22 protein-coding genes and 1 pseudogene are annotated in these 20,259 nt (G+C 61.1%); 13 read left to right on the forward strand and 10 right to left on the reverse strand.

Features of this window, described 5'->3' with window-relative positions:
* Nucleotides 1-4 precede the first annotated feature (4 nt).
* Nucleotides 5-688 (forward strand): lipoprotein-releasing ABC transporter ATP-binding protein LolD, encoded by a 684-nt coding sequence (lolD, locus tag CGA21_RS24740; RefSeq protein WP_168757547.1) that lies wholly within the window; start codon nt 5-7, stop codon nt 686-688.
* A 66-nt stretch (nt 689-754) separates the two neighbouring features.
* Nucleotides 755-1,999: a lipoprotein-releasing ABC transporter permease subunit gene (locus CGA21_RS24745; RefSeq protein WP_033039795.1), complete on the forward strand. Its 1,245-nt coding sequence runs from the start codon at nt 755-757 to the stop codon at nt 1,997-1,999.
* Nucleotides 2,000-2,103: 104 nt separating this feature from the next.
* On the opposite strand, the gene CGA21_RS24750 is transcribed toward CGA21_RS24745, so the two are convergent.
* Nucleotides 2,104-3,453: a heavy metal sensor histidine kinase gene (locus CGA21_RS24750; protein WP_188265241.1), complete on the reverse strand. Its 1,350-nt coding sequence runs from the start codon at nt 3,451-3,453 to the stop codon at nt 2,104-2,106.
* On the reverse strand, nt 3,453-4,133 hold the full coding sequence (locus CGA21_RS24755; RefSeq protein ID WP_020798480.1) for a heavy metal response regulator transcription factor: 681 nt from the start codon (nt 4,131-4,133) through the stop codon (nt 3,453-3,455). The genes CGA21_RS24750 and CGA21_RS24755 overlap by 1 nt, the downstream gene beginning before the upstream one ends.
* A 156-nt stretch (nt 4,134-4,289) precedes the next feature.
* Here CGA21_RS24755 and CGA21_RS24760 point away from each other — a divergent pair, with 156 nt between their 5' ends.
* Nucleotides 4,290-4,811 (forward strand): plastocyanin/azurin family copper-binding protein, encoded by a 522-nt coding sequence (locus tag CGA21_RS24760; RefSeq protein ID WP_188265242.1) that lies wholly within the window; start codon nt 4,290-4,292, stop codon nt 4,809-4,811.
* A 61-nt stretch (nt 4,812-4,872) separates the two neighbouring features.
* Nucleotides 4,873-5,703, forward strand: a complete 831-nt coding sequence (queF, locus tag CGA21_RS24765; protein WP_188265243.1) for an NADPH-dependent 7-cyano-7-deazaguanine reductase QueF — start codon at nt 4,873-4,875, stop codon at nt 5,701-5,703.
* A gap of 129 nt (nt 5,704-5,832) precedes the next feature.
* Here the strand turns inward: queF and CGA21_RS24770 are convergent, their stop codons facing one another.
* Together CGA21_RS24770 and CGA21_RS24775 are read right to left on the reverse strand one after the other, a co-directional pair.
* On the reverse strand, nt 5,833-6,096 hold the full coding sequence (locus CGA21_RS24770) for a DUF4404 family protein (protein WP_020798477.1): 264 nt from the start codon (nt 6,094-6,096) through the stop codon (nt 5,833-5,835).
* A 109-nt stretch (nt 6,097-6,205) separates the two neighbouring features.
* A complete protein-coding gene (locus tag CGA21_RS24775; RefSeq protein ID WP_020798476.1) occupies nt 6,206-6,826 on the reverse strand; it encodes a hypothetical protein in 621 nt (206 codons plus the stop codon).
* Nucleotides 6,827-7,024: 198 nt separating this feature from the next.
* Between CGA21_RS24775 and CGA21_RS24780 the strand changes: the two genes are divergently transcribed.
* The 3 genes from CGA21_RS24780 to rssC all read left to right on the forward strand — a co-directional run bounded on the left by CGA21_RS24780 (nt 7,025) and on the right by rssC (nt 9,707).
* Nucleotides 7,025-7,714 (forward strand): VacJ family lipoprotein, encoded by a 690-nt coding sequence (locus CGA21_RS24780; protein WP_188265244.1) that lies wholly within the window; start codon nt 7,025-7,027, stop codon nt 7,712-7,714.
* A 329-nt stretch (nt 7,715-8,043) separates the two neighbouring features.
* On the forward strand, nt 8,044-9,225 hold the full coding sequence (gene rssB / locus CGA21_RS24785; protein WP_020798474.1) for a two-component system response regulator RssB: 1,182 nt from the start codon (nt 8,044-8,046) through the stop codon (nt 9,223-9,225).
* On the forward strand, nt 9,225-9,707 hold the full coding sequence (rssC, locus tag CGA21_RS24790; RefSeq protein ID WP_020798473.1) for an anti-sigma factor antagonist RssC: 483 nt from the start codon (nt 9,225-9,227) through the stop codon (nt 9,705-9,707). Before rssB ends, rssC begins: the two co-directional genes overlap by 1 nt.
* 220 nt (nt 9,708-9,927) lie before the next feature.
* Here the strand turns inward: rssC and tal are convergent, their stop codons facing one another.
* From tal to CGA21_RS30480, 3 genes and pseudogenes are all read right to left on the reverse strand, one after another.
* Nucleotides 9,928-10,854, reverse strand: coding sequence for a transaldolase (tal, locus tag CGA21_RS24795; RefSeq protein WP_020798472.1), 927 nt, complete (start codon nt 10,852-10,854; stop codon nt 9,928-9,930).
* A 319-nt stretch (nt 10,855-11,173) separates the two neighbouring features.
* Complete coding sequence (locus CGA21_RS30475) at nt 11,174-11,929, reverse strand: methyl-accepting chemotaxis protein (RefSeq protein ID WP_404821803.1); 756 nt, start codon at nt 11,927-11,929, stop codon at nt 11,174-11,176.
* A gap of 102 nt (nt 11,930-12,031) precedes the next feature.
* Nucleotides 12,032-13,321 (reverse strand): annotated as a pseudogene (locus CGA21_RS30480) (HAMP domain-containing protein); the annotation flags it as partial.
* Nucleotides 13,322-13,645: 324 nt separating this feature from the next.
* Here CGA21_RS30480 and CGA21_RS24805 point away from each other — a divergent pair.
* The gene (locus CGA21_RS24805; protein ID WP_188265246.1) at nt 13,646-14,962 is read left to right on the forward strand and encodes a Na+/H+ antiporter family protein; all 1,317 of its coding nucleotides are present in this window, start codon (nt 13,646-13,648) and stop codon (nt 14,960-14,962) included.
* A 42-nt stretch (nt 14,963-15,004) separates the two neighbouring features.
* Here the strand turns inward: CGA21_RS24805 and CGA21_RS24810 are convergent, their stop codons facing one another.
* Nucleotides 15,005-15,937, reverse strand: a complete 933-nt coding sequence (locus tag CGA21_RS24810) for a LysR family transcriptional regulator (protein ID WP_188265247.1) — start codon at nt 15,935-15,937, stop codon at nt 15,005-15,007.
* Nucleotides 15,938-16,048: 111 nt separating this feature from the next.
* Here CGA21_RS24810 and CGA21_RS24815 point away from each other — a divergent pair, with 111 nt between their 5' ends.
* The 3 genes from CGA21_RS24815 (at nt 16,049) to CGA21_RS24825 (ending at nt 17,256) form a co-directional block, all read left to right on the forward strand.
* Nucleotides 16,049-16,543, forward strand: coding sequence for a DMT family transporter (locus CGA21_RS24815; RefSeq protein WP_020799444.1), 495 nt, complete (start codon nt 16,049-16,051; stop codon nt 16,541-16,543).
* On the forward strand, nt 16,543-16,998 hold the full coding sequence (locus CGA21_RS24820; RefSeq protein WP_188265248.1) for a DMT family transporter: 456 nt from the start codon (nt 16,543-16,545) through the stop codon (nt 16,996-16,998). The genes CGA21_RS24815 and CGA21_RS24820 overlap by 1 nt, the downstream gene beginning before the upstream one ends.
* A gap of 96 nt (nt 16,999-17,094) precedes the next feature.
* On the forward strand, nt 17,095-17,256 hold the full coding sequence (locus tag CGA21_RS24825; protein WP_020799442.1) for a Prokaryotic metallothionein: 162 nt from the start codon (nt 17,095-17,097) through the stop codon (nt 17,254-17,256).
* Nucleotides 17,257-17,280: 24 nt separating this feature from the next.
* Here the strand turns inward: CGA21_RS24825 and CGA21_RS24830 are convergent, their stop codons facing one another.
* Both CGA21_RS24830 and CGA21_RS24835 read right to left on the reverse strand, forming a co-directional pair.
* Nucleotides 17,281-17,559: a hypothetical protein gene (locus CGA21_RS24830; protein WP_020799441.1), complete on the reverse strand. Its 279-nt coding sequence runs from the start codon at nt 17,557-17,559 to the stop codon at nt 17,281-17,283.
* Nucleotides 17,560-17,590: 31 nt separating this feature from the next.
* Entirely contained in the window at nt 17,591-17,818 is a 228-nt protein-coding gene (locus CGA21_RS24835) for a DUF6555 family protein (protein ID WP_020799440.1), read from the reverse strand.
* A gap of 167 nt (nt 17,819-17,985) precedes the next feature.
* On the opposite strand from CGA21_RS24835, the gene selD reads away from it, so the two are divergent.
* On the forward strand, nt 17,986-19,020 hold the full coding sequence (gene selD / locus CGA21_RS24840; RefSeq protein WP_033045187.1) for a selenide, water dikinase SelD: 1,035 nt from the start codon (nt 17,986-17,988) through the stop codon (nt 19,018-19,020).
* Entirely contained in the window at nt 19,020-20,123 is a 1,104-nt protein-coding gene (mnmH, locus tag CGA21_RS24845) for a tRNA 2-selenouridine(34) synthase MnmH (protein WP_188265249.1), read from the forward strand. The genes selD and mnmH overlap by 1 nt, the downstream gene beginning before the upstream one ends.
* Nucleotides 20,124-20,259 lie beyond the last annotated feature (136 nt).

Genomic DNA, 20,259 nt, shown 5'->3' on the forward strand with positions numbered 1-20,259 from the left:
GCGCATGAGTGATAAAGCAATCTTGAGCTGCCGCAGCCTGGGCAAATCCTACGAGGAAGGCCCGGAGTCAGTGGAAGTGTTGGCGGGCCTGCAACTGGAGTTGCACCCGGGCGAGCGTGTGGCGATCGTCGGCAAGTCGGGCTCGGGCAAGAGTACCTTGCTCAACCTGCTGGGCGGCCTCGATACGCCGACCAAGGGCAGCGTCTGGCTCGACGGTGAAGAACTGTCGGCGCTGAGCGAAAAGAAGCGCGGCCTGCTGCGTAACCGTGCCCTGGGCTTCGTGTACCAGTTTCACCACCTGCTGCCGGAATTCACTGCCCTGGAAAACGTCTGCATGCCGCTGTTGATCGGCAAGACCGCGATTCCCGAGGCGCGCAAGCGTGCCACGGCGTTGCTGGAGCGGGTCGGCCTGGGCCATCGCCTGGAGCACAAGCCGGCCGAGCTGTCCGGTGGCGAACGCCAGCGCGTGGCCATTGCCCGCGCCCTGGTGAACAACCCCGGCCTGGTGATGCTCGACGAGCCGACCGGCAACCTCGACGCCCACACCGCCCAGGGTATCCAGGACTTGATGCTGGAACTCAGCACTTCGATGCGCACGGCGTTCCTGGTGGTAACCCACGACATGAACCTGGCTCGCCAGATGGACCGCGTCCTGCATTTGCAGGAAGGTTGCCTGACGCCTATCTGACGGGTTGAAACCCGACGGCACTGAAAAGTCTGTCGGGTCTTTTATTTTTATACGGTGCCCCAGCCAATGTTCAGACCGTTATCGATCTTTATCGGCACGCGCTATACCCGCGCCAAGCGCCGCAATCGCTTCGTTTCCTTCATCTCGATGACCTCGATGATCGGCCTCGCCCTGGGCGTGCTGGCGATGATCGTGGTGCTGTCGGTGATGAACGGCTTCCAGCGCGAAATGAGCTCGCGCATCCTCGGCATGGTGCCGCATGCGACCATCGTCGGCGTTAATCCGATCGACGATTGGCAGCCGGTGGCCGCCGCCGCGATGAAAAATCCGCAAGTGACCGCCGCCGTGCCGTTCACCGAGATGGAAGGCATGCTGTCCTACAAGGGCACCATGCAGCCGATCCAGGTCAGTGGCGTCGACCCGGCGCTGGAAGGCCAGGTGTCGATCGTCGCCAAGCACATCGTCCAGGGGCGGCTGGATGCCCTGAAACCGGGTGAGTTCGGTGTGGTGATCGGCGAAATCACCGCGCGCCGTTTTCGCTTGAACGTGGGCGACAAGATCACCCTGATCGTGCCGGAAGTCAGCAACGCGCCGGGCGGTATCACCCCGCGCATGCAACGGCTGAACGTGGTCGGCGTGTTCAAGGTCGGTGCCGAACTGGACGGTTCGATGGCGCTGATCCACCTCGCCGATGCTGCGCAAATGCAGCACTGGGAGCCGAATCAGGTGCAGAGCGTGCGCCTGGCGGTGAAGGACATGTACGCGGCGCCGCAAGTGTCGGGCGACATCGCAAACGCCCTCGGCGCAGCCTACAAGGCTGACGACTGGACCCACACCCAAGGCAGCCTGTTCAGCGCCATGAAGATGGAAAAAACCATGATTGGCCTGTTGCTGCTGATGATTGTCGCGGTGGCCGCGTTCAACATCATCGCGACCTTGATCATGGTGGTGAACGACAAGGGTGCGGACATCGCGATTTTGCGCACCATCGGCGCCACGCCACGGCAGATCATGGCGATCTTCATCGTGCAGGGTACGGTGATCGGGGTTGTCGGCACATTGATCGGTGGGGTGTTGGGCGTGATTGCGGCGTTGAACGTCAGCGCCATGGTCGGCTGGGTAGAGCGGGTCAGTGGCCAGCACATCTTCAGTTCCGACGTGTATTTCGTCAGCAACCTACCCTCTGAGTTGCAGGGCGCGGACGTGGCCCTGATCTGCACGGCGGGGTTTGTCATGAGCTTCTTGGCCACGGTTTACCCGGCGTGGCGGGCGGCGAAGGTCGAGCCGGCTACCGCGTTGAGATATTCGTAACCGAAACCGCTTTCGCGAGCAAGCCCGCTCCCACAGGGGATTTGTGAACGCCGCAGATCCAATGTGGGAGCGGGCTTGCTCGCGAAGGGGTCGGACCTGCTGGCCTATTGTTCCCTTGGTAACTCGATCACAAATCTGGTCCACCCATTTTCCGATTCACAACGAATCTGCCCACCATGGGCGCGGACAATCGACTGGGTAATCGCCAACCCCAATCCCGCATGCTCGCTGCTGCCTTCATGGCGCGCCGGGTCTGCGCGGTAGAAGCGATCGAACAGGCGTGGCAGCAGATCTGCCGGAATTCCTTCACCGCTGTTTTCCACCGACAGGCTCAAGCTTTTGGCCTGGTCGTTGATCCGCACCCGAACCTCACCCCCGGCCGGGGTAAAGCGCAACGCATTGTCCAGCAAGTTGGACAGCGCCCGGCGCAACATGTTGCGATCGCCTTGCAGGCGGGCATCGCCATCACGGCTCAACGTCACTCGCGCGTCTTCGGCCAGGGGCGCAAAAAACTCCAGCAACAGGTCCACTTCCTCTGCCGGCTCCAACGGTTCGCGCTTGGGCATCAACAGCCCGTGGTCGGCCTTGGCCAGGTAAAGCATGTCGTTGACCAGTTGCGCCATCCATTGCAGCTCCTCGAGGTTGCTGTGCAGCGCTTCGCGGTAATCCTCGAGGGGACGAGGGCGGGTGAGGGTGACCTGGGTGTGGGTCAGCAGGTTTGACAGCGGGGTGCGAAGTTCATGGGCAATGTCGGCGGAGAACGCCGACAGGCGCTGGAAGGAGTCGTCGAGACGCCCGAGCATGGCGTTGAAATGGTGGGCCATTTCCGCCAGCTCCGGCGGCATGTCTTCTTCCGGCAGGCGTGCGTTGAGCGATTGCGCCGAGACACCACTGGCGACTGCGCTCATGCGGCGTAACGGTCGCAGCCCACTGCGTGCGGCCCAGGCACCGAGCAGGGCGGTGGCCAGGGCGGACAGGCCGACGGTCAGCCAGATCAGGTGTTGCATGCGCTGCAGGAAATGCTGGTGATGGGTGATGTCCAGCAGCAGGCTCAATTGCGGCGAATCGGGTGTGTCGGGGTACAGCGGTGCGTTCAGCACGCGGTAGTCGGTGCCCTCGTGGCTCACCGTGGACAGTCCGGGCTGGCGCGGCAAGGTCTGCGGCAGGTTGGAGGAGCTGTCATACCAGCGGCGGCCATCGCTGCCACTGATGCGCAGTGAAAGATCGGCCTGCCGGCTCAACTCGTCGACCAGCCGGGCGTCACGCTGGCTTGATTGAATGTCCGGCAATGCCCGTCGCAAGCCAATCAGCTTGTCCTCGAGCAACTGCTGGTCAAGCTCGATGAAGTGCGCCTCGCTGGCGCGGCTGAACAGCACGCCGGCGAACAGCGAGACCACGGCGGTGCATGCGGCGAATAACAGGGCCAGGCGAGCGCTCAAGGACAGCCGGCGCATCAGCACTGGCGCTCTTCGAGCACATAGCCCATGCCGCGCACGGTATGGATCAGTTTGTTCGGGAACTCGTCGTCGATCTTCAAGCGCAAGCGGCGGATCGCGACTTCGATGACGTTGGTGTCGCTGTCGAAATTCATGTCCCAGACCTGGGACGCGATCAGCGATTTGGGCAGGACTTCGCCCTGGCGGCGCAGAAGCATTTCCAGCAGGGCGAACTCCTTTGCGGTCAGGTCGATGCGCTGGCCGCCGCGCTCGACCCGGCGGCGGATCAGGTCCAGGCGCAAGTCGGCCAGTTGCAGGCTGGTTTCCTGGGGCGTGCTGCTGCCACGGCGCAAAAGGCTGCGGACCCGGGCGAGCAATTCGGAGAAGGCGAATGGCTTGACCAGGTAATCGTCGGCGCCCAGTTCCAGGCCATAAACCCGGTCCTCGACGGCGTCCCGGGCGGTCAGGAACAGCACTGGCGTGTCGAGGCCGGCGCTGCGCACCGCTTGCAGGATCTGCCAGCCGTCGCGGCCGGGCAGCATCACATCGAGAATCAGCAGGGCATAGTCGCCACTCAACGCCAGTTGCTGGCCAGTGCTGCCGTCGGCCACCAGTTCCGTATTGAACCCGGCCTCGGTCAGGCCCTGGCGCAGGTAATGGCCGGTTTTCGGTTGGTCTTCGACGATCAGCAGTTTCATGGGCGACTCGGGCTAAATGGAACGACAGCGTTATACCGTGGGCGACGAGGCTGCGGGCCTTGCTGACAAAGTTGTAATTTGGCTGTCAGGTAAAGGGCAGCGGTGACAGTTTAGAGTTTTCCACAGGCTGAACCTTAATCTTGTTGGAGTACTTCGATGTTTTTGCGTAAATCCGTGTTGCTGGCCAGCTGTCTGTTGGCACTGGGTTCGCCGGTTTGGGCGGCTCCAGAGGTTACCTATGATTTTGGTCAACCGGCCCCGGCAGCCAAGGCGACCCGTAGCGTGGAGGTGGTCATGGCTGACATGACATTCACCCCCAAGTCTATCGAGATCAAGGCAGGGGAGACCGTGCGTATCGTGCTGGTGAATAAAGGCCAGTTGCTGCACGAATTCAACCTCGGCGATGCAGCGATGCATGCCCGGCACCAACAGGAAATGTTGCAGATGCAACAGAGCGGCATGCTTACGCCTACCGGCATGAAGGCAATGGACCACGGCGCCATGGCCGGAATGGGGCATGCCATGCAGCACGACGACCCCAATAGCGTGCTGGTGGCGCCTGGCAAAACCGCCGAGCTGACCTGGACCTTCAGCAAGGCCACCAGTCTGGAATTTGCCTGCAACATCCCCGGTCATTACCAGGCCGGCATGGTGGGCAAGTTGACTGTCAGTCAGTAAGCACTCAAAGGCTGCGGCAAAGGCTGGTAGAATCCGCTGATTCTTCAGTCAGGTTTCCGCCATGCATCCCGCAGCCGAACACTCGCCGCTGGGCAAATCCAGCGAATACATCGCCACTTACACGCCGTCCCTGCTGTTCCCGATCCCGCGTACCGCGAAGTGGGCCGAGCTCGGCCTGACGGCTCAGACACTGCCGTACAAGGGCGTGGATTTCTGGAATTGCTTCGAACTGTCGTGGTTGTTGCCATCGGGCAAGCCGGTGGTGGCGATCGGCGAGTTCAGCATCCCGGCGGATTCGCCGAACATCATCGAGTCGAAGTCGTTCAAGCTCTACCTCAACTCCTTGAACCAGACGCCGTTCGCCGACACCGCGAGCCTTGAAGCGACCCTGGCCAAGGACCTGTCGGCCGCGGCCGGCAAGCCTGTGGGCGTGCGCATCCGTAGCCTGAAAGAGGTCGAGGCCGAAGGCGTGGTGACGTTGCCCGGCGTGTGCATTGACGATCTGGACATCAGCGTCAGCAACTACGAGCACCCGCGCCCGGAACTGCTGCGTTGCGATGAGTCGCGCATTGTCGAGGAGAGCGTGCACAGCCATTTGCTCAAATCCAATTGCCCGGTGACCAGTCAGCCGGACTGGGGCAGCGTGGCGGTGGAGTACCGTGGCGCGGCGCTGGATCACGCAAGCCTGCTGGAATACATCGTCAGCTTCCGCCAGCACTCGGACTTCCATGAGCAGTGCGTGGAGCGGATTTTCCTTGATCTGCAGCGGTTGCTGAAACCGGAGAAATTGACGGTGTATGCGCGTTATGTGCGGCGGGGTGGGCTGGATATCAATCCGTATCGCAGTACCGAAGAGGTGCAGCTGCCGAACCATCGCCTGGTCCGTCAGTAACGATTCATTGTGTAGGAGCGAGCATGCTCGCGAAAAACCAGAGGGCAACGCGGGGCATGAGGTTTCCCGCGTTATCGTTGACCTCCATCGCGAGCATGCTCGCTCCTGCAGGGGATTTCTGCGTTTGGTTCAGATTCCCATGCTGTGCAGGGCCGTGCCAATCTGGCGCAGCGTGCTGGCGAGGGTCGGGTGTTCGAGTTCGAAGCGATCGACAGCCAGGTTGACGTTATCGGCGAGGCTCGAGTCCTGTGTCTTGGTTTCGAGCTCCAGCTCAAATTCGATCTTCTGCATCAGTTCGCGCAGGTCGTCACGCTCTGCGTCGGTCAGCGGAGGATTCTGTTCCAATTGCTCGCGCAGGGCATTGAGCTGTTCTTGCAGTTCGCGGGCAGACATGGCGTTCTTCCTTTTATCGATAGGCACTGGCATAGACCGCGACGGCGCGCCAAAGGTCTATGGCTTACCTTTAGATTAATCCACCCGCGCGTAACCTGCATGATCTGAATCAGGGCTTTTCGCCCTTGAGCCGACGCAAGCTGATGTCGGCCAGGCAGGTGTCGAGTTCACCAAGGTGATCGATTACCGAATGCACGCCCAGGCCGAACAGCTGCACCGTTGCCTTGCTGCGCTTGATGTCGCGCTCCTGCGCGGACAATGCCTGCCATTGCTCGGGCGAAAGCCCGCAGAGCGAGCCACAGGACGCCAGGCCGATGGTCCACAAGCCGGCATTGAGTCCCGATTGCAGCAGTCGTGGTTCGCCGCTGACCAGCACGCAGCCATCGAGTCTTTCGATGTCCAGCGCCATCAAGGCTTGCCAACACGCATCGGGCGCCGGCCAGGGTTTGATTGTTTCAGCGTATTGCGAAGGTCTTATCCATTGCGGCAGGCCGCCGGCCAATGCCTGGCTGATGGCGGGGGAGAGCTCATCAAGCCAGGCGCAGGGGATTTGCTGGCGCTGCAGGCTGATCAGGCTGTCCAGGGCGCCGGGGGTGGCTTGTGCGTGATCAGTGCCTGGGTTGCCCTGAAGGCGCGTGCGGGCACCGAAATCCACCAGGCAGCCACTCAGCCCGAACAGCACGGCAGTCAGGTTCGGCGCATTTTGCGGGGTGGTTTCGGCGTGCGGCATATCAACGTCCCTGAAATAGTCTCAAGGCTAGAGGGCGACGGTGACAGTTGAGTGACACTGTTGTGAATTGCTCGCATTCTGCCAAGATCGTGCGCGGGGACGGGCCCCATGCTGCCTAAAGTGGCCGAATCGTCTTATACTGGCAGCCTTTGCGCCGGGCCAAGCGTCCGGCGACGGTATAGTCCAAGGAGTTTTTTTATGCGTTGGAGCAATCCTCTCGCTCGGCTTTGTGTATGCGCCGGTGCGCTGCTGATTCCGTTTGCTGCGCAGGCAGCCTCGGAAGATGATCCTTGGGAAGGCATCAACCGTCCGATCTTCAAGTTCAACGACTTCGTCGACACCTATGCCCTCAAGCCTCTGGCCCAGGGCTATCAGTTCGTGACACCGCAGTTTCTTGAAGATGGCATCCACAACATGTTCCGCAACGTCGGCGACGTGACCAACCTCGCCAACGATATCCTGCAGGCCAAACCCACCGCCGCGGGTGTCGACACCGCGCGACTGATCTTCAACACCACTTTCGGCTTGCTGGGTTTCTTCGACGTGGGTACCCACATGGGGCTGCACCGCAACGACGAAGACTTTGGCCAGACCCTCGGTTACTGGGGCATGGGCAGCGGGCCTTATGTGATGCTGCCGCTCCTGGGGCCTAGTACCGTGCGTGATGCGCCATCCAAGTTCGTCGACAGCTACACCGGTCCTTATCCGTACATCAACGACGTGCCGGTGCGTAATTCGATCTTCGGCCTGAACATCGTCGATACCCGGGCGGACCTGCTGTCCTCCGAGAAGTTGATTACGGGCGACAAGTACACGTTCATCCGCAACGCCTATCTGCAGAACCGCGAATTCAAGGTGAAGGATGGTCAGGTCGAAGACGATTTCTGATCCACAGCGGTAAAAAGAAGGCGGCCATCGAGCCGCCTTCTGCATTTTTGTCGTTCGCCAGGACCTTTCATTGGGTTTCGGTCAGGACGGTTCTTATAACTCCCGGTGATTTCAAAAGTGCCGGCGCCAAGCGACCATCGGCGTGAGCTTGAAACGCCTCGCGGATGGGAGTACCGTCTGCGCCTTAGAAGGGCACCTCTGGTGTACGCGTAGATCGGGTAAATGCTCGAAAACAGTGCGCAAGAGAGGCTAGAAAGCGAATCCAGTAGTCAGAGCCGGGCCAAAATCCGCGCCGCTACGCCAACCTAATTCTGGCGCCGTTTGCCCACATGCCAAAAACCAGTGCCACGCTGCTGATAATCGATGATGACGAGGTAGTGCGCGCGAGCCTCGCGGCCTATTTGGAAGACAGTGGTTTCAGCGTCCTGCAGGCCAGCAACGGTCAGCAGGGTCTTCAGGTATTCGAGCAAGACAAGCCCGACTTGGTCATCTGCGATCTGCGCATGCCACAGATGGGCGGACTCGAACTCATCCGCCAGGTCACCGAGCTTTCGCCGCAAACGCCGGTGATCGTGGTGTCGGGCGCCGGCGTAATGAACGATGCGGTCGAGGCCTTGCGCCTGGGCGCTGCGGATTACCTGATCAAGCCTCTCGAAGATCTGGCCGTGCTTGAGCACTCGGTGCGTCGGGCCCTGGATCGTGCGCGCCTGCTGATGGAAAACCAGCGCTATCGCGAGAAGCTGGAGAAGGCCAACCGCGAGCTCGCCGCCAGCCTGAACCTGCTCCAGGAAGACCAGAACGCCGGTCGCCAGGTGCAGATGAACATGCTGCCGGTCAGCCCCTGGGCCATCAACGACTTCAAGTTTGCCCACCAGATCATCCCGTCGCTGTACCTGTCGGGGGATTTTGTCGACTATTTCCGGGTCGACGAGCGCCGCGTGGCGTTCTACCTGGCGGATGTTTCCGGGCACGGTGCTTCTTCAGCCTTTGTCACGGTGCTGTTGAAATTCATGACCACGCGCCTGTTGTTCGAGTCCAAGCGCAGCGGTACCTTGCCGGAATTCAAGCCGTCTGAGGTGCTTGGGCATATCAACCGGGGCCTGATCAGTTGTAAGCTGGGCAAACACGTCACAATGGTCGGTGGAGTCATCGACGAGGAGACAGGTTTGTTGACCTATAGCATCGGTGGTCATTTGCCGTTGCCTGTGTTGTACACACCCGACAGTGTCAGTTATCTGCAAGGGCGTGGTCTGCCGGTAGGCCTCTTCAATGAAGCCACCTACGAAGATCACGTGCTGGAGTTGCCGCCGACGTTCAGCCTGACGCTGATGTCAGATGGCATTCTGGACCTTTTGCCAGAACCCACACTCAAAGAAAAAGAAGCTGCGTTGCCCGAACGGGTCAAGGCGGCGGGCGGCAGCCTGGATGGCCTGCGGCAGGTTTTTGGATTGGCCACGCTAGGGGAGATGCCGGATGATATCGCCCTGTTGGTGTTGAGCAGGAATCTTTGATGAGTACCGGTAGAATCCAGTTCGCCGAACAGGACGGCACCTTTGTCCTGAAATTCGTCGGTGAAGTTCGCCTGACCCTGTGTTCGGCGTTGGATGCGACTATTGATCGGATCTTCACCGCGTTGAATTTCAACGCGATCGTGATCGACCTGACCGAGACCCGCAGCATCGACAGCACGACTTTGGGCCTGTTGGCCAAATTGTCGATCCTGTCGCGGCAGAAGGTCGGGCTGCTGCCGACCGTGGTCACCACCCACGAAGACATCACCCGTCTGTTGCAGTCGATGGGGTTCGAGCAGGTGTTCAACATCGTCGACCAGCCAGTGCCATGCCCGGAATGCCTGGACGACCTGCCTGATCAGGATCAGTCGGAAGAAGTGGTGCGGATCAAGGTGCTGGAAGCGCACAAGATCCTCATGGGGCTGAACGACTCCAATCGTGAAGCCTTTCATGACCTGGTGAATGCGCTGGAGCGGCATTGATTCCATAAAGAATGTTTAGCCGGGCCGGCCTCTTCGCGAGCAAGCCCGCTCCCACAGGGTCTTGCGCCAAGTCTACATTTTCGAACGAGCCAGAGTCCCTGTAGGAGCTGGCTTGCCAGCGATGGCGGCCTGAAAGTCACCCATTACTCAGAAGTCTTCACAAACATAAAAAAGGGCGAACCCACCAAGGTTCGCCCTTTTTGCAATTCGCCGATTCAGATCACAGCTTGGCCTGCAACAACGCCTCCAGCTTCTCCTGGTCACGGGCGAACTGGCGAATGCCCTCGGCCAGTTTCTCGGTCGCCATGGCGTCCTCGTTGGATAGCCAGCGGAATTGCGCTTCATTGAGGTTCAGGCGTGCTTCACCGGCATTGCCCGGTGCGAGTTTGCGCTCCAGCTTGCCGGTGTCTGCCGCCAGCTTGTCGATCAGGTCGGGGCTGATGGTCAGGCGGTCGCAGCCGGCCAGTTGCTCGATCTGGCCAAGATTGCGGAAGCTTGCGCCCATGACCACTGTCTTGTAGTCATTGGCCTTGTAATAGTTGTAGATGCGGGTCACCGACTGCACGCCGGGATCGTCCGCGCCGACGAAGTCGTTACCGGTGGCTTTCTTGTACCAGTCGTAGATGCGGCCCACGAACGGCGAAATCAGGAATACCCCGGCGTCGGCACAGGCAGCGGCCTGGGCGAACGAGAACAGCAGGGTCAGGTTGGTCTGGATGCCTTCCTTTTCCAGGATCTCGGCAGCGCGGATGCCCTCCCAGGTGGAGGCGATCTTGATCAGCACCCGGTCACGGCCGATGCCGGCGTTTTCGTACAGCTCGATCAGACGATGCGCACGCTTCAAGACGGCGTCCGTGTCGAACGACAGGCGTGCATCCACTTCGGTGGAAATGCGGCCAGGAATCACCTTGAGGATTTCCTGCCCCACCGCGACGCCAAAACGGTCGCTGGCCAGGCCTACATCGCCCTTGCAGTCGCTGACGCAGGCGTTCAGCAATTCGGCATAAGCGGGAATCGACGCCGCCTTGAGCAGCAGCGACGGGTTGGTGGTGGCGTCCACGGGTTTGACGCGAGCGATTGCTTCGAAGTCGCCGGTATCGGCAACAACAGTGGTCATCTGTTTGAGTTGTTCCAGCTTGGAAGTCATGGGCGTGCTCTGTCCTATGGGTCTGATGACATTACCCGAGCGCTGACAGCCACTCAAGGGCATGTAGGTGTATCGACGGCCCCAGTGGCAACAACCGCGAAACGGCTGTTTGAATGGTGGGGCGCGGTATCGGTAGATTCGATACCGAAACGCCGCGCAGGTTCAAAGCAACTGACCGGTTGTGCTGCAATCTCATGTACGACAGATAAACCTGTGGGAGCGGGCTTGCTCGCGAACGCGGTGTGTCAGTCGATATTAATGTTGACTGACGCACCGCGTTCGCGAGCAAGCCCGCTCCCACATTTGATTAGCGTATGGTTTAGACGCGGAACTGGTCCATCAGGCTCTGCTGTTGATTGGCCAGGCGATTGAGCGACTGGCTTACCCGCGCCGACTCATTGGCTTGCCCCGACAGCGATTCGGTGACGTCGCGGATGGTCGCCACGTTGTGGTTGATTTCCTCGGCCACGGCGCTTTGCTCTTCGGCGGCGCTGGCGATTTGCAGGTTCATGTCGCTGATCACGGTGACCGCGTCACCGATCTGCTGCAGCGCCGTCACGGCCTGGCCAACCTGTTCGACACTGTCCTGGGCCTGGCGGTGGCTGTTGCCCATCGAGCCGACCACGTCCTGGGTGCCGCTTTGCAGTTGTTCGATCACCAGGCGGGTTTCTTCGACCGATTCCTGGGTGCGGCGCGCCAGGTTGCGCACTTCGTCGGCCACCACGGCAAAACCGCGCCCGGCTTCACCGGCACGGGCGGCTTCGATGGCGGCATTGAGGGCCAGCAGGTTGGTCTGTTCGGCAATGGCGCGAATTACTTCCAGGACCGAACCGATTTTCTCGCTGTTGGCCGCCAGGCCTTCGACCTGGACCATTGCCGCGCTCATGTCGGCGGCGAGGTTGTCGATGCTGGTGGTGGTGCGGTCGATCACGGTCAGGCCCTGGCGGGTGGCCTGATCGGCATCCCGTGCCGCCTGTGCCGCTTGGGCGGCGCTGCGGGCGACGTCCTGGGCGGTGGCACTCATTTCGTGGGAGGCGGTCGCCACCTGGTCCACCTGGCGGTATTGCTGCTCCATGCCGGCGCTGGTCTGGGTGGCAATGGCGGACGACTGGTCCGCCGTGCCGCGGGCGTCCTGTACCGAGCGCTTGACCTCGGCAATGATCGGTTGCAGCTTGTCGAGGAAACGGTTGAACCAGCCGGCCAATTGCCCCAGCTCATCCTGCTTGTCATAGGCCAGGCGGCGGGTCAGGTCACCTTCGCCACTGGCGATGTCCTGGAGCATGTGCGCCACGCCGAGAATTGGCCGGGTCACGCTACGTGCCATCAGCCAAACCAGCAGCAAGCCGATCAGCGCCGCGAGGATGCCCAGGCCGAGTTCGGTCAGCGTGCCCGCGGTGTTGCTGTCATCCAGTTGTTTTTTCAGGGCCTCGGCCGGGCCGACGAGGACTTTTTCCGGCACATCGAGCAGCACGCCCCAGGCTTTGCCACCGGGAATCGGCTGGAACGGCGCCAGCACTTTCAATTGCTGATGGCTGTGCAGGCTGGCGGTCTTGCTGTTGGTGGTGAGCATGCGCATCAGTTCGGCGCCGGTGGTGGTGTCCACCGCTTCCAGGCGCTGACTGAGTTTGCTGGCATCCAGGCTGTAACCGGCGAGCAGACCGGCCGGGCTGACGATGCTGACGCTGGTCTGGCCGTCATAGAGCTTCTGGCTTGCGCTCTGGCTGATCGCCTGCAGGCTGTTGAGGTTGATGTCCACCGATAGCGAGGCGATGACCTTGCCATTGACCATCAACGGGAAAACGATGCTGGTCATCAGCACGTTCTGGCCGTCGATCATATAGAAGTACGGCTCGATCACGCAGGGTGCGAGGCGGATGCGCGGGCAGGTGAACCAGGCGTTGGCCGGTTCGCCGCTGGGGCCGGTGCGCGTGTCGGCGATGTCGCTTTCGGGCAGCGCCATGGACGTCACCTTGCCCGGTGTCGGTTGCGACCAATAGAGGGCGAAACGGCCCTTGTCGTTGCTCCCCAGTTCGGCCTGGCCGCTGAACAGATCGTCCTTGCCGTCCAGTGCGTTGGGTTCGAACACCAGCGATAGGCCCAGCAGCTCGGGGTTGGCTTGCAGGGCCGACTTGACCTGGCGGGTCAGGTCTTCGCGCAGGTCGAAGGCATCGAGGAAGCGTTTTTCCGCCTGGTCGCGCAGAAACAGCACCTGGCGTGAAAAACCGTGGCCATACTGATAAGCGTCCATGAACTGCTGGCGGATCATCAGCGCCTGGTTTTCACCCTGGGACTCGATCCGGGCCTGGGCGGCTTCGGTCAGCATCTCCATGCTCGAGGCTTTCACCAGTGCGGAGCTATGCTCCATGCGGTACAGCGAAAGACCCACCAGCAGGGTCACGATGCCCGCCAGGCACAACCCGGCCAACAGGGTGATTTTCCATTGGATGGAAAGTTGTCTGAGCGACATGGACGCGTCCTTATTCGATAAATATCTGCGACTTTGCTCTGTAACGGCCGCGATCGGCCTTTCTTTACGCCGCCCCACAAATATCGAATTATCCCCTGTAGGAACTGCCGAAGGCTGCGATCTTTTGACTTTCAACCTCCTTGAAGGCGCTGAAGATCAAAAGATCGCGGCCTTAGGCTGCTCCTACAGGTGCAGTGTTGGCTTTGACAAGGCGGCAGCCGTCCGGCAAAGTGCGCGCCCTCTAATAAAACCCATTCCTTTATCCGTAGACGGCGCTCGCAGACTGCCGGCCGGACTCTTTTCGCTTGCCCAGAGGTAACGACAATGAATGCAGTAATTGCCGCGGTCGGCATCATGCTGATACTCAGCCTGTCCCGCGTGCATGTGGTTATCGCTCTGATCGTGGGGGCGCTGGTGGGGGGGCTGACCGGTGGCCTTGGCATCGACGCGACGCTCAAGGCGTTCAACAGCGGCCTGGGCGGTGGGGCGACGGTGGCATTGTCCTATGCGTTGCTCGGCGCGTTTGCGGTGGCGATTGCCAAATCCGGACTGGCCCATGCCTTGGCGGACAGGGCCTTGGCGATGGTCGACCGGCAGCATGCCAGTAGCGGTGGCCAGGTCAAATGGCTGCTGATCGGCCTGTTGTGGATCGTGGCCATCGCTTCCCAGAACATCCTGCCGATTCACATCGCGTTCATTCCGTTGCTGGTGCCGCCGCTGCTGTATGTGTTGACCCGGCTGCAACTGGATCGTCGATTGATCGCCTGCGTCATGACCTTCGGCCTGATCACCCCGTACATGTTCTTGCCGGTGGGCTTTGGCAACATTTTCCTCAATGAAATCCTGCTGGCCAACGTCGCCCGCAGTGGCGTCGATATCAGCGGCATCAACGTGACCCATGCCATGGGTATCCCGGCACTGGGCATGTTCGTGGGCCTGCTGATCGCGTTTGTCAGTTACCGCAAGAAGCGCGTCTACGACCTGGCAAAGATCGAGCAGGTCGAGCAGGTCGCGGTGCAGTACAACCCCCTGAGCCTGATTGTCGCTGGCGTGGCGATTGCCGCGGCATTCATCACTCAGTTGCTGCTTGATTCGATGATCATTGGCGCGTTGCTGGGCTTCCTGATTTTTTCGGTGTCGGGCATCGTCAAGTGGCGCGACACCGATGACCTGTTCACCGAAGGCATGAAGATGATGGCGATGATTGGTTTCATCATGATTGCCGCTTCCGGTTTTGGCGAAGTGATCAAGGCCACCGGGCAGGTGCAGACGCTGGTCGAGACCTCGGCCTCGTGGATCGGCCACAGCAAGGCCGTCGGTGCCTTGCTGATGTTGCTGGTCGGGTTATTGGTGACCATGGGGATTGGTTCGTCATTTTCCACCGTGCCGATCCTGGCGGTGATATTCGTGCCCTTGTGCGTGCAGCTGGGCTTCAGCCCGATTGCCATCGTGTCTATCATCGGGACCGCAGGTGCATTGGGCGACGCCGGATCGCCGGCGTCGGATTCGACCCTGGGCCCGACCTCTGGCCTGAACATCGACGGTCAGCATCACCACATCTGGGACACCGTGGTCCCGACTTTCCTGCACTACAACCTGCCATTGCTGGTGTTTGGCTGGATCGCGGCGATGGTGCTCTGATTTCACCCATCGCATCGCATCGCCTCGCCAGCAAGCCGGCTCCTACAGATCCCAATAGGGGACTTCGCCAAAGCATTCGACAAAGAAGTCGATCACCGTCCTGACCTTCACCGACAGGCGGCGGCTGCCGGGCCAGAGCACGGCGATCTGCTGCGGCTCAAGGCTGTTGGAGACCTGGTAGTCCCCCAGCACCGGCACCAGCGTGCCGTTGCGCACCGCCTCGCCGATCAACCATGATGGAAACATCACCAGCCCCAGGCCCTGCACGGCGGCCTGGGTCAGGGTGTCGGCGTGGTTGCCGGTGATCGGCCCTTTCACCGCGTAGGGGGTCCATGGCAGCTGGCCTTTGCGGAAAAACCAGCGTTGCAGGCCTGCCACCCCGTTGTAGGCCAGGCATTGATGGGCGGCGAGATCGTCAGGGTGTCGCGGCGTGCCGTAGCGTTGCAGGTACGCCGGGCTCGCCGCGACCTGAAAGCGCTGTGGTGCCAGTATTCGCCCCTGCATGCTTGAGTCGTGCAGGGGGCCGATGCGAAACAGCAGGTCGGCGCCTTCCTGCAGGGGGGCGACGTAGCTGTCGGTCTGCTGGATATCCAGTTGCAGTTTCGGATAACGCGCGCACAACTGCCCCAGCCACGGGGTCAGATGCCGCTGGCCGAACACCACCGGCGCGTTGATCCGCACCAGTCCGCTCGGCTCGCTTTGCTGTTCCTGCAGGGCCTGTTCGGCTTCCTCCAGTTGTACCAGTACCAATCGCGCGTGTTCCCCCAGCAGCCGTCCGGCCTCGGTCGGCGTGACGGCGCGCGTGTGGCGGTAAAGCAATTGCTGGTTCAGGGCCTGTTCCATCAACTGGATCTGGCGGGAAATCGAAGAGGGCGCCACGCCCTCGCGGCGGGCGACTTCGGAAAAGCTGCCGTGGTCGAGCACCGCGACAAATAGCCGGAGTGCCTTGAAACCCAGTTCGTTGAGGCCGTGCATCGTTAGTCCTGCTGTGCGCGTTGCGCAAAAGTGTTGTCCAGATGCTCCCATTTATCGCACAGCAGTGACAATCGATAATGCGCGTCATGTTTCCTTGAACGGAGTTTTACCGTGCAGTCTTCTTCTCTCGACAGCGTCGCTGCCGTTGCAACGCCGACCGCTCGGCCAGGGCTGCGCCTGTTGCTGCTGCCCCTGGTGATCCTGGCGGGCATGGGCCTGTCCGTGGAGGCCGGGTTGCTGGGGCCGTTGGGCATTCAGGTCGGTCATTTATGGGCGACCTTGAGTATTTTTGGCGTCGGCTCGGCAATTCTGTTTTTCCTGTTGCTGCTCAGCGGCCCGCAACAGGGCCCGGCGCTGAGCCAATTACCGCGCTGGCAATTGATCGGCGGTTTTCTCGGGCCGGTCTATGTCGTGGTGCTGACGCTGGCCACACCGCACATCGGCATTGCGATGACGATGATCGCGATCCTGTCCGGGCAGGTCGGCAAAAGTGTGCTGATCGACCATTTCGGCTGGTTCGGTACCACCCGCAAGAAAGTCAACGCTGAGCGCTGGCTGGCCTTGCTGCTGATTGTCGCGGCACTTGTCCTGATTGCACGGGGTTGATGATGAGTCTGATTATTTTGTTGGCGCTGGTCGTGGCGGCCGGTGCGATCCTGAGCGTGCAGGCGGCGATCAACGGGCGCCTGGGTGAAACGGTTGGCGTGTTGCGCAGCAGTTTGCTCACTTTCGTGGTGGGGACGGTGCTGACCGGGTTACTGATCGTATTTTTCGAACCGGCTCACGCCGTGAGCCTGCTGGACGTGCCGAAGTGGCAGCTCGGCGGGGCGCTGTTCGGTGTGGTCTACATGATGGTGATGGTGGGGGCGGTGCCACGGGTGGGCACGGCGGTGGCGACGGTGGCGGTGATCGTCGGGCAACTGGGGATGGGGATGCTGATCGATAATTTCGGCTGGCTGGGCAATCCGGCGATCGAGTTGTCGGGGAGTCGGGTGCTGGCGATGGTGCTATTGGGCCTGGCCCTGGTATTGATGTATCGCAGCAGTCGGGTAACGGGTTGAACGCTTGAGGCGGCCTGCCTCCTGATCAACTCCTACACTGGTACAACGGGCTGCTCATCCAGCCCGCCGACGACCACTGCCAAAGGAGTCTGCGCCATGACCGATGAAAAAAGCATCTGTGACTGTCCGAAGTGCAACTGCAAGCTCGGTGAACATCCTGTCGTGCGTCACGGCAAGCATTACTGCTGTGAAGCCTGTGCCAAGCACCACGAGCACGGCGAAGAGTGCGCCCATCAAGGCTGCAAGTGTGCGCACTGACCCTTGTGCACAGGAACGTGGGGCCTAGTCGGGCTCCACTTCCAGTTTCAGGCTGTCGTCATCCTGCCGTTCGCTGTGGCGCACGGTGCCCGCCAGGCGTCGACCATCGACCCTGACCACCACCGTCTTGGCCTGCTCCAGATCTTCCGGCAAGGGCGCCGGGACTCTCACTGCAAAGCGCGTCGGATCACCTTCGACCTGTTCCAGGCCGACCCGGCATTCGGTGCTGCGGGTGACGCGGCCGAACAACGTATCCAGACCGTAGTCCAGATGTGCAGGGCTGCTGACGAGTGTCGAAGTCATTTTCTTCCCCCCAATCCTGATCGCTGCCCGGCTAGCCGGCCGGGCGCCACTTGACGTTCTCCACGCCGAATTTTTCTGCCATCGGTTTGCTGGTCTTTTGCACTTTTTCACGGCCAAAGCGAGGGATGCGTCCAACCCCCGCGTCGCAGCTTGCCCAATGCCAGGCCTCCGCGTTGTCCATTTTGTCCAGACGGATGATGAACGACTTGGGGACGCCATGAAGAGTGTATTCAATGACGAACAGTTTTGCGTTGTTCATAGAGCCTTTGTTCCTCCCTGTTGTACATAGAGGGATCGTTGAGCGCTGGGAAAATTCATTCGGATTGTCCGACGGTGCATGTCATCCGCGCATTCCGGCAGGCGGCGCCCACTTGGGCAGTGGCGGCTCTGGTAGAATCGGCCCCATTGATCCCAAGAGGTGCCCCCATGAGCGAGCCGATCCGCCTGACCCAATACAGCCACGGCGCTGGTTGTGGCTGCAAGATTTCCCCCCAGGTGCTGGAAGTGATTCTGGCCGGCAGCGGGGCGCAGAATCTTGATCCGAAACTGTGGGTCGGCAATGCCTCGCGTGATGACGCGGCGGTTTACTCCATCGATGAGGAACGTGGCGTGGTGTCGACCACCGACTTTTTCATGCCGATCGTCGATGATCCTTTCGATTTTGGCCGCATTGCCGCCACCAATGCCATCAGCGATATCTACGCCATGGGGGGCGATCCATTGATGGCGATCGCGATCCTTGGCTGGCCGGTCAATGTGCTGGCGCCAGAGATTGCCCGGGAAGTGATCCGCGGCGGGCGCTCGGTGTGCGATGAGGCCGGGATTCCCTTGGCGGGCGGGCATTCGATCGACGCACCGGAGCCGATCTTCGGCCTGGCTGTCACCGGGCTGGTGCAAAAACGTCATATGAAGCGCAACGACACGGCCACGGCCGGCTGCCTGTTGTACCTGACCAAGCCCCTGGGCATCGGCGTGCTTACCACGGCCGAAAAGCAGGGCAAATTGCGCAGCGCCGATGTGGGCCTGGCCCGCGACTGGATGTGCACACTGAACAAACCCGGCAGCCGTTTTGGCAAGCTGGACGGCGTTACCGCGATGACCGATGTCACCGGTTTCGGCCTGCTTGGGCACCTGGTGGAAATGGCCGATGGCAGCGGCCTCACCGCCCGCATCGACTATGAACGGGTGCCACGCTTGCCGGGCGTCGAGTATTACATCGACCAGGGCTGTGTGCCGGGTGGCACATTGCGCAATTTCGACAGCTACGCCGACAAGCTCGGGCGCCTCCAGGAGCTGCACAAGCGCGTGCTGTGCGACCCGCAAACCAGCGGTGGCCTGCTGGTTGCCGTGACGCCCGAGGGCAACGCCGGCTTCCTCGCGGTCGCCGCCGAACTGGGACTGAACCTGACGCCAATCGGTGAACTGGTCGAGCGACAGAGCCGCGCGGTCGAGGTGTCGTGATGCCCGTCGACTGTACTTATTACCGCGACATTTTTCTCAACGACCGGCCAATGATGGACGCTCGTGCGCCGGTCGAGTTTCTCAAGGGCTCGTTTCCCGGCGTGGTCAACCTGCCGCTGATGAATGATCACGAACGGCAGCGTATTGGTACCTGTTACAAACAACACGGGCAGCAGGCGGCGGTTGAGCTGGGCCATCAGTTGGTGTCCGGCACCACCAAGGCCGAGCGCATCCAGGCCTGGGCGGATTTTGCCCGGGCCCATCCTGATGGCCTGTTGTATTGTTTTCGTGGTGGCCTGCGCTCGCAGATCGTCCAGCAATGGCTCAAGGACGAGGCGGGCATCGACTACCCGCGAGTAGGCGGCGGCTACAAGGCCATGCGCACCTTCTTGCTGGAAACCCTGGACCAGGCCGTGGCCCAATGCGATTTCGTCTTGTTGGGCGGCATGACCGGCACCGGTAAAACCGAGCTGCTCACGCAACTGGACAACGGCCTGGACCTTGAGGGACATGCCAACCATCGCGGTTCCAGTTTCGGCAAGCGCGTTACTGGCCAGCCGTCGAACATCGACTTCGAAAACCGCCTGGCCGTGGACGTGCTGAAAAAGCGTGCCCGCGGTTTCGAACAGTTCGTGCTGGAAGACGAAAGCCGCGCGGTCGGCAGTTGTGCACTGCCACTGCCGCTGTACCAGGGCATGCAACAGTTCCCGATGGTCTGGCTCGAAGACAGCCTGGAGGGGCGGATCGAGCGAATCCTGCGCGATTACGTGGTGGACCTGTGTGCCGAGTTCATCGCGGTGCATGGCGAGGAAGGTTTTGCGCTCTTTTCCGAGCGCTTGCTGGCGAGCCTGGACAATGTGCAAAAGCGACTGGGCGGCGAGCGGCACCGGCGCATGCTGATCCTGATGGAAGAGGCTTTGGCCGAGCAAGGGCGCAATGGTGCGGTGGATTTGCACCGGGGCTGGATCGAGGGCTTGCTGGTTGAGTATTACGACCCGATGTATGCCTTTCAGCGGGAGAAGAAAGGGGCGCGGATCGAGTTTGCCGGGGAGCGGGGGGCAGTGTTGGAGTATTTGCGCGAGCGGGGCAATCAACCGGGATGATGGTGTCGGTGCCGGCCCCTGTAGGAGCTAGCGGTGCGGCGATCCGACTTGCCGGTGAACCGGGCACCGCGGTTTATCTGCCACACGTCGTCATCGATCTTCGTTTGTAGGAGCGAGCATGCTCGCGATGGAGGCA

It is taken from the genome of Pseudomonas sp. PSB11 (assembly GCF_014596605.1).
In the GTDB taxonomy this organism is placed as follows: Bacteria; Pseudomonadota; Gammaproteobacteria; order Pseudomonadales; family Pseudomonadaceae; genus Aquipseudomonas; species Aquipseudomonas umsongensis.

Coding starts and splice junctions, on each gene's coding strand:
- CGA21_RS24835 (WP_020799440.1), bottom strand. CDS start 17,818: ATGAACAACGCAAAACTGTTCGTCATTGAATACACTCTTCATGGCGTC.
- CGA21_RS24760 (WP_188265242.1), top strand. CDS start 4,290: ATGTTTTTGCGTAAATCCGTGTTGCTGGCCAGCTGTCTGTTGGCACTG.
- CGA21_RS24775 (WP_020798476.1), bottom strand. CDS start 6,826: ATGCCGCACGCCGAAACCACCCCGCAAAATGCGCCGAACCTGACTGCC.
- CGA21_RS24820 (WP_188265248.1), top strand. CDS start 16,543: ATGATGAGTCTGATTATTTTGTTGGCGCTGGTCGTGGCGGCCGGTGCG.
- CGA21_RS24810 (WP_188265247.1), bottom strand. CDS start 15,937: ATGCACGGCCTCAACGAACTGGGTTTCAAGGCACTCCGGCTATTTGTC.
- CGA21_RS24780 (WP_188265244.1), top strand. CDS start 7,025: ATGCGTTGGAGCAATCCTCTCGCTCGGCTTTGTGTATGCGCCGGTGCG.
- rssB (WP_020798474.1), top strand. CDS start 8,044: ATGCCAAAAACCAGTGCCACGCTGCTGATAATCGATGATGACGAGGTA.
- CGA21_RS24830 (WP_020799441.1), bottom strand. CDS start 17,559: ATGACTTCGACACTCGTCAGCAGCCCTGCACATCTGGACTACGGTCTG.
- CGA21_RS30475 (WP_404821803.1), bottom strand. CDS start 11,929: ATGGAGCAGCAATACCGCCAGGTGGACCAGGTGGCGACCGCCTCCCAC.
- queF (WP_188265243.1), top strand. CDS start 4,873: ATGCATCCCGCAGCCGAACACTCGCCGCTGGGCAAATCCAGCGAATAC.
- CGA21_RS24805 (WP_188265246.1), top strand. CDS start 13,646: ATGAATGCAGTAATTGCCGCGGTCGGCATCATGCTGATACTCAGCCTG.
- tal (WP_020798472.1), bottom strand. CDS start 10,854: ATGACTTCCAAGCTGGAACAACTCAAACAGATGACCACTGTTGTTGCC.
- CGA21_RS24825 (WP_020799442.1), top strand. CDS start 17,095: ATGACCGATGAAAAAAGCATCTGTGACTGTCCGAAGTGCAACTGCAAG.
- mnmH (WP_188265249.1), top strand. CDS start 19,020: ATGCCCGTCGACTGTACTTATTACCGCGACATTTTTCTCAACGACCGG.
- rssC (WP_020798473.1), top strand. CDS start 9,225: ATGAGTACCGGTAGAATCCAGTTCGCCGAACAGGACGGCACCTTTGTC.
- CGA21_RS24755 (WP_020798480.1), bottom strand. CDS start 4,133: ATGAAACTGCTGATCGTCGAAGACCAACCGAAAACCGGCCATTACCTG.
- CGA21_RS24750 (WP_188265241.1), bottom strand. CDS start 3,453: ATGCGCCGGCTGTCCTTGAGCGCTCGCCTGGCCCTGTTATTCGCCGCA.
- CGA21_RS24770 (WP_020798477.1), bottom strand. CDS start 6,096: ATGTCTGCCCGCGAACTGCAAGAACAGCTCAATGCCCTGCGCGAGCAA.
- CGA21_RS24745 (WP_033039795.1), top strand. CDS start 755: ATGTTCAGACCGTTATCGATCTTTATCGGCACGCGCTATACCCGCGCC.
- selD (WP_033045187.1), top strand. CDS start 17,986: ATGAGCGAGCCGATCCGCCTGACCCAATACAGCCACGGCGCTGGTTGT.
- lolD (WP_168757547.1), top strand. CDS start 5: ATGAGTGATAAAGCAATCTTGAGCTGCCGCAGCCTGGGCAAATCCTAC.